Source organism: Bradyrhizobium sp. SZCCHNR1017 (assembly GCF_032381375.1).
Classification (GTDB): Bacteria; Pseudomonadota; Alphaproteobacteria; order Rhizobiales; family Xanthobacteraceae; genus Bradyrhizobium.
Map to the genome: position 1 here is coordinate 720,624 of NZ_JAUHIR010000001.1, position 12,134 is coordinate 732,757.

The window sequence follows — 12,134 nt, forward strand, 5'->3', positions numbered from 1 at the left end:
GGTCAGATCCCCTCGAACAGCGCGGTGGACAGATAACGTTCGGAGAACGAGGGCACGATCGCCAGGATCGTCTTGCCCGCGCTTTCCGGTCGCTTGCCGATCTCGATCGCGGCCGCAATCGCCGCGCCCGAGGAGATACCGCCGGGAATGCCCTCGTTGCGGGCCAGCGCGCGCGAGGTCTCGATGGCGGTGGTGCTGTTGATCTTGACGATCTCGTCGATCACGGACCGGTCGAGAATGTCGGGCACGAAGCCGGCGCCGATGCCCTGGATCTTGTGCGGCGAGTGCTGGCCGCCCGACAGCACCGGGCTCTCCTCCGGCTCGACCGCGACGACCTTGAGACCGGGCTTGCGCGCCTTCAGCACCTGGCCCACGCCGGTGATGGTGCCGCCGGTGCCGACGCCGGCGACGAACACGTCGATATTGCCCGCCGTGTCGTTCCAGATCTCCTCGGCGGTGGTGCGGCGATGGATGTCCGGGTTTGCGAGGTTCTTGAACTGCTGCGGCATCACCGAGTTCGGCGTCGTCCGCAACAGCTCCTCGGCGGTGGCGATGGCGCCTTTCATGCCCTGCGAAGCCGGCGTCAGCACGATCTCAGCGCCGAGGAACGCGAGCATCTTGCGCCGCTCCACCGACATCGACTCCGGCATCACCAGCTTCAGCTTGTAGCCGCGCGCCGCAGCAACGAAGGCCAGCGCGATGCCGGTATTGCCCGAGGTCGGCTCGATCAGCACGGTGTCGGGCTTGATCACGCCGGCCTGCTCCATCGCCAGGATCATGCCGACGCCGATCCGATCCTTCACGCTCGCGGCGGGATTGAAGTATTCCAGCTTGGCGAGGATGGTCGCCTTGACGCCATGTTGCTCCGGCAGCTTTCGCAACCGCACAATCGGCGTATTGCCGAACGCGTCGACAATTGAATCAAATACGCGCCCGCGTCCGGGACGCTGTGCTGACGACTCCATGAAATCACTCCTCTGCGCGCCCCGCGCGACGTCGACAACGATTCCGACCATCTTCAGCGAGCCTGTTGCGCTGCGCAAGCACGTTTGCGCGATCTTAGGACGATCGCGGCGCACAACAAGTCGTGGCTAAATTGCGAAAAACCAACGCATTTGTGTTGCGACAAGGTCAATAAACTCGGTGTATGCTTGATTGCAGCCGGACGAAGATTCACGGTGCAGGTCGACTGCAACCCGGGCGGACATCAGCAAGATGTCATCTTCGGAGTGATACAATCGGGGCGTTCGTGCCAAACGACAGCACCGTTGTAGAATAGACATAAGAACAGACCACCCAAACAAACTCTTTGTGTGACGGACTTGATATCCGCGAAAGTTGGACTCGTCGGAATAGACCCGTTCGAACGCGACTCGTTCGAAATCGACCCTTTTCGAAATTGACGTCGTTCAAGCAGAGATCGCCAACAAAGAGATCGTCCAGGAGGTCAATATGTCAGCACTCGCTGATCTCGTGTCGACCGCAACCGCACGCCCGAATCCTCGCGGCTGCGATCTGCCGACATGCCCGGTCTGCGCCGACTCCATGATTGCCGCGGAGGCGTCGGCATATTTGGCTGACAATGCGATCAGCTATCTCTGGACCTGCGACACCTGCGGCTATGGCTTCGTCACCAAGCACTCCGTGAAAAGCCGCTTCGTGTGCAACTGAACGGTCTGCAACTGAACGGCGCCAGGGCGAGAGAGTTCCGCGACGTGATGTCGCGGCCGTTCCGTCGCTGAGGATAACGCGACCGTCGGGCAGGTCGGCAATGCATGATCAGCACAATTTCAAGAGGGCCGGCGCATAGGGCCGGGCTCACAACGAGCTGGCGGCCTTCACCTGAAGCGGCTGTCAGCCGGCGCGCGGGGCGATGTCGCCGCGCGCCCAATCGGCCTTGGTGCGCTCGTAGAATTCCGTGAAGCGCCCTTGTGCGATCGCCGCGCGCATCCCGGCCATCAATTGCTGGAAGTAGGCAATGTTGATTTCCGACAGCAGCGTGGCGCCGAGCGCCTCGCCGGCCTTGATCAGATGATGCAGATAGGCGCGGGCATAGCTGCGCGCCGCCGGCCACGGGCTCTCCTCATCCAGCGGCCTGTCATCGTCGGCATGACGCGCATTGCGCAGGTTCACCGGCCCGAAGCGTGTGTAGGCGACGCCGTGGCGGCCGTTGCGGGTCGGCAGCACGCAGTCGAACATGTCGATGCCGCGCCGGACCGACTCCAGGAGATCGTCAGGCGTGCCGACGCCCATCAGGTAGCGCGGACGGTCGGCCGGCAGCACCGGCGCGGTCGCCTCGATCATCTCGAGCATGACCGCCTGCGGCTCGCCGACGGCCAGGCCGCCGATCGCATAGCCGTGGAAGCCGATGTCGACCAGCGCCTGCGCGCTGGCGACGCGCAGTGCGGGCACATCGCCGCCCTGCACGATGCCGAACAGCATGTAGCCTGCCGGCGCACTCTCGAACGCGCGGCGGCAGCGTTCGGCCCAGCGCAGCGACAGCCGCATCGCGCGCTCGATATCGTCGCGCTCGGCCGGCAGCCGCACGCATTCGTCGAGCTGCATCGCGATGTCGGAGTTGAGCAGGCGCTGCACCTCGATGGCGCGCTCCGGTGACAGCTCGATTTTCGCCCCGTCGATGTGCGAGCGGAACGTCACCGCCTGCTCGGTCACCTTGCGTAAACCCGACAGCGACATCACCTGGAAGCCGCCGGAATCGGTCAGCATCGGCCCGCCCCAGCCGGTGAAGCGCTGCAGGCCGCCGAGCGCGGCGATGCGCTCCGCCGTGGGCCGCAGCATCAGGTGATAGGTGTTGCCGAGCACGATGTCGGCGCCGGCCTCGCGGACGTCGCGCCAGTGGATGCCCTTCATGGCGCCGGCGGTGCCGACCGGCATGAAGGCCGGGGTGCGGACCACGCCATGCGGCGTCGTCAGCCGGCCGGTGCGGGCCGCGCCGTCATTGCCGAGCAGTTCGAAATGGTTGGGAAGGTCGCTGGCCGAGGAGCTCATGGCCGGCTTATTGCGTCAGGATGGCCCCCGATTCAACCGCGATGGCGCCGTTTTCGTCCATTTCGGCCGTTGACGGCGGTTCCGACCGCCCCTATGGTCCCGCGCCATGTCGATCTCGACCAAACGCACGACGAAAACCACCAAGCCCACGAGGGCCTCGGGAGGCGTGCGCGCGTAGTCGAACTCGATTGCGACCATCTTCGAACCGAAGCCCCGCCTGATGAAGGTCCGGGGCTTTTTTATTGCCCGAATTTCAACCGGAGACTTGAGACGTGCCCCACGATCCCACCATTGCCATCGTCGGCGTGACCGGCGCCGTCGGCGCCGAATTCATCGCCACCCTGGACCGCCGCAACGTCCGCGTCGGCCAGCTCAAGGCGCTGGCGAGCGCCCGCTCGGCCGGCCAGACCCTGACCTTCCGCGGCCAGACCATCGTGATCGAGGAGCTGACCGAACGCTCCTTCGAGGGCGTCGACATCGCGCTGTTCTCGGCCGGCGGCGGCATTTCCAAGAAGTTCGCGCCGATCGCCGTGCGCTCCGGCGCCGTCGTGGTGGACAATTCCTCGGCCTTCCGCATGGATCCGAACGTGCCGCTGGTGATCCCGGAGATCAACGCCCGCCGAATCCGCGACCACAAGGGCATCATCGCCAATCCAAACTGCGCGGCCATCACGGCGCTGGTGCCGCTGTGGCCGATCCATCAGAAGAATCGCATCAAGCGCGTGATCATCTCGACCTATCAGGCCGCCAGCGGCGCCGGTGCGGCGGCGATGGACGAGCTGGTGCAGTCGACCCGCGCGAGCCTCAACGGCCAGATCTATGCGCCCAAGGTGATGCCGCATCCGTTCGCCTTCAACCTGTTCAGCCACAACACCGCCATCGATCCCGAGACCGGCTACAACGACGAGGAAACCAAGGTCATCAACGAGACCCGCAAGATCTTTGAGGACGAAGGCATCGCCATCGGCGTCACCTGCGTCCGCGTGCCGGTGCTGCGCGCCCATTGTGAATCCATCAACTTCGAATGCGAGAAGCCGATCTCGGAGGACGACGTCCGCCGCATCCTGGCGACCGCGCCCGGCGTGCGCGTGGTCGACGACCGCGCCAAGAACTACTTCCCGATGCCCGTCGACGCCTCCGGCCAGGACGACGTGCTGGTCGGTCGCATCCGCAAGGATCTGTCCGATCCGTCAGGCCACTCGATCGCGATGTTCGTTGCCGCCGATCAGCTGCTCAAGGGCGCTGCGCTCAATGCGGTGCAGATCGCCGAGCTCCTGCCCGAGCGGGCGATGGCGTAGCTCTCAGGGCGAACTTGCAGGGTGGGCCTTTTGCCCACCCTACGGCTCGACGATGCGCTCGTCTGGCTGACGAAACAACAGGCACGCATCGCCATACGAATAGAAGCGATAGCCGCTGCGGATCGCATGCGCATAGGCCGCGTGCATCGTCTCCAAGCCGGCGAAGGCTGAGACCAGCATGAACAGCGTCGAGCGCGGCAGATGGAAGTTGGTCATCAGGATATCGACCGCGCGGAAGCGATAGCCGGGCGTAATGAAGATCGACGTCTCCGCCTCGAACGGCGCGATCGTGCCGTCGGGCTGCGCCGCGCTCTCCACGAGCCGCAGCGACGTCGTGCCGACCGCGACGATGCGGCCGCCCTTGGCGCGCGCCTCGTTCAATGCGGCCGCCGTGTCCGGCGTGAGACTACCCCACTCCGCATGCATGCGGTGGCCTTCGGTGTCATCGACCTTCACGGGCAGGAACGTGCCGGCGCCGACATGCAGGGTGACACGCTGCAGCCCGACGCCGCGCTCGCGCAGCCGCTGCTCCAGCGTCGGCGTGAAATGCAGCCCAGCCGTCGGCGCAGCCACCGCGCCCTCTTTGGCCGCGAACATGGTCTGATAATCTGTCGCGTCCTGCTCGTCTGCGGGCCGCTTGCCGGCGATGTAGGGCGGCAGCGGCGGCCGGCCGAGATCGGCGATCGCTTGGTCGAGCGCGGGCCCATGGAACACAAAGGACAGCGTCAGCTCGCCCTCCTCGCCCTTGGCCTCGACGGTGGCGTCGAGATGGCCGAGCAGGCAGACCTTGCCCTCGTTGCCGAACCGGATCGTATCGCCTGGCGCGAGCTTCTTGGCGGGCCGCACCAGCGCCTGCCAGCGCGAGCCGTCGAGCCGCTTGATCAGGGTCGCCTCGATCTTCGCCTCGGTCTCGCGGCTGATGCGCCGACCGGACAGCTGCGCCGCGATCACCTTGGTGTCGTTGACGACGAGCTGATCACCGGGCTCCAGCCAGTCCGGCAGGTCGGCGACCGTGCGGTCGCGCAGGACACCGTCGCCCTGCACCACCAGCATGCGCGCGGACTCGCGCGGGCTCGCCGGGCGGAGCGCGATGTTTTCGGGGGGAAGATGGAAATCGAACAGGTCAGTGCGCATCGTCGTTCTGGGACGACCATCGGCCCTTCATTCCGGGGAGCGTGCGACAGCACGCGTCGCGAAGGATGAAGGCCCGACTGTCTGCCTCATGGTGCGAGACGCCTGCTGCGCACGCGCCTCACCGTGAGGATCGCAAAGTCTAAGCCGCGTCGGCGGCCATGTAGGCCTTCACGATCTTGTCCGGGTTCTGCACCGGCTCGCCGCGCTTGATCTTGTCGACGTTCTCCATGCCCTCGGTGACCTTGCCCCAGACCGTGTACTGCTTGTCCAGGAAGCGGGCGTCGTCGAAGCAGATGAAGAACTGGCTGTCGCCAGAATCAGGATTGGCCGCACGCGCCATCGAGGCGGTGCCACGAACATGCGGCTCGGCGTTGAACTCGGCCTTCAGCTTCTTGCCGGAGCCGCCGGTGCCAGTGCCCTGCGGGCAGCCGGTCTGCGCCATGAAGCCGTCGATGACGCGGTGGAAGACGATGCCGTCGTAGAAGCCCTCGCGGACGAGCTCCTTGATGCGCGCGACATGGCCGGGCGCGAGATCGGGACGCATCTCGATCGCGACGGGCCCCTGAGTGGTCTCGAGGATCAAGGTATTTTCGGTCACAGCCATTCTGGTCTCTCGGTTTTGTAGAATTGACGGGGGTCAGGACAAAGCAAATCCTGGGTCTGAAATGTCGCGGCGCCTTCCCATGTGCGGCCGTCACCCCTACTGACGGCAATCCGAGCACGACGAGGCCCGCGATGCTGGCCCAGAATAGACCCAATGCGCTTAAAGCTGAAGCCACCGGCCCTGTCGATGTGACGGGGCGGCAGAATCGCCATGCCTCCGCGACGTGGCAAAAGGTTCCTTAAGGCCCGGGGGAACCCGGGCGCGAGACCCGGGCATGCCCCCGCTCTGCCTGCCTACTTGATGTCCGAGGCGACCTGAACCTTCACCATCTTGTCCGGATCGGTGACGGCACCGCCCGACGAGCCCGGAGGCGCCTTCTTGAGCTTGTCGACGACGTCCATGCCCTGCACGACCTCGCCGATCACGGTGTATTGGCCGTTGAGGAAGGACGCATCGCCGAAGCAGATGAAGAACTGCGAGTTGGCAGAATCGACGCTGTCGCCCCGGCGCGCCATGCCCACGGTGCCGCGCTTGAACGGCGTGCTCGAAAACTCCTGCTTCAGGTTCGGGTACTTCGAGCCGCCGGTGCCATTGAAGTTCTGGCCGTCGCCGGTCTGCGCCATGAAGCCGTCCATGACGCGGTGGAACGGCACGTTGTTGTAGAAGCCCTCGCGCGCCAGCGTCTTCAGTCGCTCGGCATGCTGTGGCGCCAGATCGGTGCGCAGCTTGATGATGATGCGGCCCTTGGTGGTGTCGATGACCAGGGCATTCTGCTTGTCGAGGCCGGCAGGCAGCGACTGGGCCAGCGCCGGCAACGCGAACACGAGAGCAAAGACGAAAGCGAGAGCGCGGATCATGGCAACTCCGATGACATGAGACGATGAGGAGAGGAAGGCACCGCCGGAAGCGGCCGGTGCCCGAAGGATCACTTGAACTTGGCCTTGAGACTTTCGGCCACCGACGGCGGCACGAAATGCGAGATCTCGCCGCCCATGGCGGCGATCTGGCGAACCAGCGTGGCCGCGATCGGACGGACACCCACCGAGGCTGGAACGAACACCGTCTGGACCTGCGGTGCCATGGTCTGGTTCATGCCGGCCAACTGCATCTCGTAGTCGAAATCGGTGCCGTCGCGCAGGCCCCGGATCATCATGATCGCACCGGCCTCTTGCGCGGCGGTGACGGTCAGATTGTCGTAGGTCGAAGCCTCGAAGCCGCAGCCCGCCGCGGCTGCGACGGGACCGAAGATCTCTTGCGCCATCGCCAGCCGCTCCTCGGTCGAGAACAGCGGCTTCTTGCCGTGATGCACGCCGACCGCGACGATCAGGCGATCGCAGAGATGAACGGCCTGCCGGACCACATCGAGATGGCCGTTGGTGACGGGATCGAACGAGCCCGGATAGAGCGCAATGCGTTGCATGCGCCCGTCCTATACCGCCCGGAACAGGCCGGCAAGCCGCCGTCAGGCCCGCTGGCGTGGCTGTGATGGGCAAAGAGCGGCCGAGAGACCGCACCGCAATGAAATGGGTTGCGACACCGGGGAGCCGGAACTGTGGTCGGCTACCGCGATTGTTTCATCGGAACTCGGGACACGAAACACGCTCGCGCCGAGACGAAACCAATTCGCCCGTTCCGCGAAGACGTCTCGAAACCCGAACTGATTATCAAATCCTTAACGAACAACGGGCCGAACGGCCCGGACAGGGGACCGTCATGATCAAAGCGCTATCTGCAGTCGCAGCGGCCGGCTTGGTGGCTGCCGGCATCACCCTCCTGCCCGGCTTCGCTCCTCAGGTCGAAGCCAGCGTGCCGCGTCCGCTCGCCAAGGCGGACCGCCTGGACATTCGACCGATCGGCCGCGACTGCTCGCAGCAGGCCTGGCCGAACTTCGAAGCGGGCTGCCTGCGCAGCGCCGGAACCCGGGGGACCATTCGTGAGGCGCGGATCATTGAAGTCGACCGGACGCAGTGAGGAGAGAGCGAATAGCCCGAAACCTGATTCGTCCCTATTCGCTGCTCCCTATTCGCCATTCGCCGGCTCGCTGGCCCCGTTGCCGTTCTCGGCCTCCTCGCCGATATGCTCCACCGACACGACATGCTCATCATCGGCGGTGTCGAACACGATGACGCCCTGGGTCGAGCGTCCCGCGATGCGGATGCCGTCGACGGGGCAACGGATCAACTGCCCCTTGTCCGTCACCAGCATGATCTGATCGCCATCCTCGACCGGGAATGAGGCGACGAGCTTGCCGTTGCGGTTGTTGACGGACATCGCGACGATGCCTTTGCCGCCGCGGCCGGTGGTGCGGTACTCGTAGGACGAGGTGCGCTTGCCGTAGCCGTTGACCGAGACGGTCAGCACCACCTGCTCCTGCGCCGACATCTCGACATAGCGTTCCTGCGACAGCTGGATCGCGCCAGCGGCCGCCTCCTCGCCCTCGGTCTCGACCGGCTCCTCGGTGGCAGCATCGCCCGACATCGCCCGGCGCATCTTCAAGTACGCCGTACGCTCGTCCGAGGTCGTTTCGACATGGCGCAGGATCGACAGCGAAATCACCTTGTCGCCGCCGGCGAGCGCGATGCCGCGCACGCCCATCGAGGTCCGCCCGGTGAAGACGCGCACGTCGGTGACGGGGAATCGGATGCACTGCCCGCCCGACGCCGTGAGCAGCACGTCGTCACGCTCGGTGCAGATCTGCACGTTGACGATCTCCTCGCCCTCGTCGAGCTTCATCGCGATGATGCCGGAGCGGCGCACGTCGACGAAATCCGACAGCTTGTTGCGGCGGACGTTGCCGCCGGTGGTGGCGAACATCACGTCGAGATTGGCCCAGGAGGATTCATCCTCCGGCAGCGGCATGATCGTGGTGATGCGCTCGCCCTGCTCCAGCGGCAGGATGTTGATCAGCGCCTTGCCGCGCCCGTTGGGCGCCGCGATCGGCAGCCGCCAGACCTTCTCCTTGTAGACCTGGCCGCGCGACGAGAAGAACAGCACCGGCGTGTGCGTGGAGGCCACGAACAGCCGGCTGACGAAATCCTCCTCGCGGGTCTGCATGCCCGAGCGGCCCTTGCCGCCGCGGCGCTGCGCCCGATAGGCCGACAGCGGCACGCGCTTGGTGTAGCCGGCATGCGACACGGTCACGACCATGTCCTCGCGCTGGATCAGGTCCTCGTCCTCGACCTCGCCTTCCTGCTCGGCGATCACGGTGCGGCGCGGCGTGCCGAACTCCGCCTTGATCGCGGCGAGCTCGTCCTTGATGATCCCCTGCACCCGCGCCCGCGAGCGCAGGATGTCGAGATAGTCGTTGATCTCGACCTTGAGCTTGTCGAGCTCGTCGGAAATCTCTTCACGGCCGAGCGCGGTCAGGCGCTGCAGACGCAGGTCGAGAATCGCCTTGGCCTGCTCGAACGACAGCCGGATGGTGCCGTCCTCGGCGAGGCGATGGCGCGGATCGTCGATCAGCGTGATGATGGCCTCGACGTCGCGCGCCGGCCAGTCGCGCGACATCAACGCCTCGCGCGCGGTCGCAGGATCGGGCGAGGTCCTGATGACCCGGATGACCTCGTCGATATTGGCCACGGCCACGGCGAGGCCGACCAGGATGTGGGCGCGGTCGCGCGCCTTGTTGAGCAGGAACTTGGTCCTGCGCGTGACGACACGCTCGCGGAACGCGACGAAGATCGTCAGCAGGTCTTTCAACGTCATCGTCTGCGGGCGGCCGCCGTCGAGCGCCAGCATGTTGGCGGCGAAGCTCGTCTGCAGCGGCGTGAACTTGTAGAGCTGGTTGAGCACGACGTCCGGCACGGCGTCGCGCTTCAGCTCGACGACGACGCGGTAGCCGTCGCGGTCGCTCTCGTCGCGCAGGTCGGCAACGCCTTCGACCTTCTTCTCGCGCACCAATTCGGCGATGCGCTCGACCATCGTGGCCTTGTTCACCTGGTAGGGAATCTCGGAGATGATGATCGCCTCGCGATCCTTGCGGATCGTGTCGATCGTCACCTTGCCGCGCATCATGATCGAGCCGCGGCCCAGATGATAGGCCGAGCGGACGCCGGCGCGTCCAAGAATGATGCCGCCGGTCGGGAAATCCGGCCCCGGAATGATGTTGATGAGCTCGTCGATCGTGAGCGCCGGATTGTCGATCAGCGCGATGCAGGCATCGATCACCTCGCCGAGATTGTGCGGCGGGATGTTGGTGGCCATGCCGACCGCGATGCCGCCGGCGCCATTGACCAGCAGGTTCGGATATTTGGCCGGAAGAACCGACGGTTCCTTGTCCGAATTGTCGTAGTTCGGCTGGAAGTCGACGGTGTCCTTGTCGATGTCGTCGAGCAGCGGGATCGCCGACTTGGCGAGCTTCGCTTCGGTGTATCGGTAGGCGGCCGGCGGATCGCCGTCGACGGAGCCGAAATTGCCCTGGCCGTCGATCAGCGGCACGCGCATCGAGAAGTCCTGCGCCATGCGCACCATGGCGTCGTAGATCGACTGGTCGCCATGCGGATGGTATTTACCGATGACGTCACCGACCACGCGCGCGGACTTGACGTATTTCTTGTCGGGCGTGTGCCCCTGCTCGTACATCGAATAGAGGATGCGCCGATGCACCGGCTTCAGGCCGTCGCGCGCATCGGGCAGCGCTCGCGACACGATCACGCTCATCGCGTAATCGAGGTAGGAGCGCTTCATCTCATCGAGGATGGAGACGGGACGAATGTCGGAAGGTCCGCCCGGCTCGCCGGGCTTCTCATCTTCTTTATCGGACAAAGGGGATACCGGTCGGTTTTGACACGCGAAAATCGCTTGGAATCATATAGCGCATCGCGTCACGGCAGGCCACCCCTTGACGCACCGGCAAGACGGATTTTTTGGCCGCATTTCCAGCGACTTAACGAGGTCTTACGCTGCGACCGACGGTGCCCCGGACGCCCCCCCGCGGACTGGACTTCAGCCGTGCCGCCGCACTTGTTTTCCCGCCTCAGCGCCGCAGTTGCAGAGAGACTGCCAGCGGCGCGCGAGAGCCGTTGATTCTTCAGCAAAATCCGTTTGTCCGGCGAAACGATCTCGCGAACCGGGCTCGTCATGTGCGATAGCGCAGCGCGTCGACCAGCACCGTGAACGCGGATGTGGGCTGCCGGCGGCTGGGAAAATACAGATGATAGCCGGCAAACGGCGCGCACCAGTCTTCCAGGACGCGAACGAGCTTGCCTCGCGCAAGGTCGTCCCGGACCTGATCCTCGGGCAGATAAGCGAGCCCGAGCCCGGCGCGCACCGCGTTCATGCGCATCGCGATGTTGTTGAACACCAGTTGCCCGTCCACGCGCACCTTCAGCGCGCGTCCACGCTTTTCGAACTCCCACGCATAGATCCCGCCCAGGGTCGGAAGTCGGATGTTGATGCAATTGTGGTCCGTGAGATCCTGCGGCTTCCTTGGCCGCGACCGCACGGCGAAATAGGCCGGTGAGCCGACCACGGCCATGCGCAGGTCCGGCCCGATCCTGACGGCGATCATGTCCTTGGCGACCTGCTCGCCGAGGCGGACACCCGCATCGAATCTCTCGGCGACGATATCGGTCAGTCCATAGTCGGTCACGACCTCGACCTTGATGTCGGGATACAGCGGAAGCAGCTTTTTCAGCGCCGGCCAGAGCACGGAGTCCGCGGCATGCTCTCCCGCCGTGATCCGGATCGTGCCGGCGGGCCTGTCGCGCAATTCCCTCAACCCCGCCAGTTCCGTTTCGATCTCATCGAACCGGGGTCCGATGCTCCGCAGCAGACGTTCACCGGCGGCCGTCGGGGCGACGCTGCGCGTCGTGCGCGCCAGCAGCCGCACGCCGAGCCGGGCCTCCAGATTGCGAAGGGCATGGCTGAGCGCCGACTGGCTGACGCCGAGCCTGGCAGCCGCCCGCGTGAAGCTTCCCTCCCGGGCGACAGCGAGGAAACCAAGGACGTCGTTCAGGTTCTCGCGCAGCATTCATGATTCCATTTCATAAAAGTATGCGCATTCTAGCCTCTAATGTTATCGCGGTCACAGCCTTAGGTTCAGCCCGGACGGCAAGGTTGACGACGCGTGATGCCGGCGTTGACCGGGA

Annotated in this window: 11 protein-coding genes; 3 read left to right on the plus strand and 8 right to left on the minus strand. The window is 65.1% G+C overall.

The genetic code is table 11. The annotated features are described in order from the left end of the window. Window positions 1-2: 2 nt before the first annotated feature. Window positions 3-965 carry a cysteine synthase A gene (cysK, locus tag QW863_RS03350; protein WP_315711783.1) on the minus strand — a complete coding sequence of 321 codons (963 nt, stop codon included), beginning with the start codon at window positions 963-965 and terminating at the stop codon, window positions 3-5. 487 nt (window positions 966-1,452) lie between these two features. On the opposite strand from cysK, the gene QW863_RS03355 reads away from it, so the two are divergent. Beyond that, complete coding sequence (locus QW863_RS03355) at window positions 1,453-1,671, plus strand: hypothetical protein (protein WP_315711782.1); 219 nt, start codon at window positions 1,453-1,455, stop codon at window positions 1,669-1,671. Window positions 1,672-1,854: 183 nt separating this feature from the next. On the opposite strand, the gene tgt is transcribed toward QW863_RS03355, so the two are convergent. After that, the gene (gene tgt, locus QW863_RS03360; protein WP_315711780.1) at window positions 1,855-3,009 is read right to left on the minus strand and encodes a tRNA guanosine(34) transglycosylase Tgt; all 1,155 of its coding nucleotides are present in this window, start codon (window positions 3,007-3,009) and stop codon (window positions 1,855-1,857) included. A 272-nt stretch (window positions 3,010-3,281) separates the two neighbouring features. On the opposite strand from tgt, the gene QW863_RS03365 reads away from it, so the two are divergent. Beyond that, window positions 3,282-4,307, plus strand: coding sequence for an aspartate-semialdehyde dehydrogenase (locus tag QW863_RS03365; RefSeq protein WP_315711778.1), 1,026 nt, complete (start codon window positions 3,282-3,284; stop codon window positions 4,305-4,307). A gap of 39 nt (window positions 4,308-4,346) precedes the next feature. Here the strand turns inward: QW863_RS03365 and queA are convergent, their stop codons facing one another. From queA to coaD, 4 genes are all read right to left on the minus strand, one after another. Continuing rightward, window positions 4,347-5,441 carry a tRNA preQ1(34) S-adenosylmethionine ribosyltransferase-isomerase QueA gene (queA, locus tag QW863_RS03370; protein ID WP_315711775.1) on the minus strand — a complete coding sequence of 365 codons (1,095 nt, stop codon included), beginning with the start codon at window positions 5,439-5,441 and terminating at the stop codon, window positions 4,347-4,349. 139 nt (window positions 5,442-5,580) lie between these two features. Next, complete coding sequence (locus tag QW863_RS03375; protein WP_315711773.1) at window positions 5,581-6,045, minus strand: peptidylprolyl isomerase; 465 nt, start codon at window positions 6,043-6,045, stop codon at window positions 5,581-5,583. A 293-nt stretch (window positions 6,046-6,338) separates the two neighbouring features. After that, on the minus strand, window positions 6,339-6,902 hold the full coding sequence (locus QW863_RS03380; protein ID WP_315711771.1) for a peptidylprolyl isomerase: 564 nt from the start codon (window positions 6,900-6,902) through the stop codon (window positions 6,339-6,341). Window positions 6,903-6,970: 68 nt separating this feature from the next. Beyond that, window positions 6,971-7,465, minus strand: a complete 495-nt coding sequence (coaD, locus tag QW863_RS03385) for a pantetheine-phosphate adenylyltransferase (protein WP_315711769.1) — start codon at window positions 7,463-7,465, stop codon at window positions 6,971-6,973. A 293-nt stretch (window positions 7,466-7,758) separates the two neighbouring features. Here coaD and QW863_RS03390 point away from each other — a divergent pair, with 293 nt between their 5' ends. After that, complete coding sequence (locus tag QW863_RS03390) at window positions 7,759-8,016, plus strand: hypothetical protein (RefSeq protein ID WP_315711768.1); 258 nt, start codon at window positions 7,759-7,761, stop codon at window positions 8,014-8,016. Between the two features lie 48 nt (window positions 8,017-8,064). On the opposite strand, the gene gyrA is transcribed toward QW863_RS03390, so the two are convergent. After that, window positions 8,065-10,809, minus strand: a complete 2,745-nt coding sequence (gene gyrA / locus QW863_RS03395; protein ID WP_315711767.1) for a DNA gyrase subunit A — start codon at window positions 10,807-10,809, stop codon at window positions 8,065-8,067. Window positions 10,810-11,122: 313 nt separating this feature from the next. Next, window positions 11,123-12,016: a LysR family transcriptional regulator gene (locus QW863_RS03400; protein WP_315711766.1), complete on the minus strand. Its 894-nt coding sequence runs from the start codon at window positions 12,014-12,016 to the stop codon at window positions 11,123-11,125. Window positions 12,017-12,134: the final 118 nt, after the last annotated feature.

What these genes read in the sequence shown, in the direction of transcription:
- queA (WP_315711775.1), bottom strand. Translation starts at nt 5,441, where the DNA reads ATGCGCACTGACCTGTTCGATTTCCATCTTCCCCCCGAAAACATCGCG.
- cysK (WP_315711783.1), bottom strand. Translation starts at nt 965, where the DNA reads ATGGAGTCGTCAGCACAGCGTCCCGGACGCGGGCGCGTATTTGATTCA.
- tgt (WP_315711780.1), bottom strand. Translation starts at nt 3,009, where the DNA reads ATGAGCTCCTCGGCCAGCGACCTTCCCAACCATTTCGAACTGCTCGGC.
- QW863_RS03400 (WP_315711766.1), bottom strand. Translation starts at nt 12,016, where the DNA reads ATGCTGCGCGAGAACCTGAACGACGTCCTTGGTTTCCTCGCTGTCGCC.
- QW863_RS03355 (WP_315711782.1), top strand. Translation starts at nt 1,453, where the DNA reads ATGTCAGCACTCGCTGATCTCGTGTCGACCGCAACCGCACGCCCGAAT.
- QW863_RS03390 (WP_315711768.1), top strand. Translation starts at nt 7,759, where the DNA reads ATGATCAAAGCGCTATCTGCAGTCGCAGCGGCCGGCTTGGTGGCTGCC.
- QW863_RS03380 (WP_315711771.1), bottom strand. Translation starts at nt 6,902, where the DNA reads ATGATCCGCGCTCTCGCTTTCGTCTTTGCTCTCGTGTTCGCGTTGCCG.
- coaD (WP_315711769.1), bottom strand. Translation starts at nt 7,465, where the DNA reads ATGCAACGCATTGCGCTCTATCCGGGCTCGTTCGATCCCGTCACCAAC.
- QW863_RS03375 (WP_315711773.1), bottom strand. Translation starts at nt 6,045, where the DNA reads ATGGCTGTGACCGAAAATACCTTGATCCTCGAGACCACTCAGGGGCCC.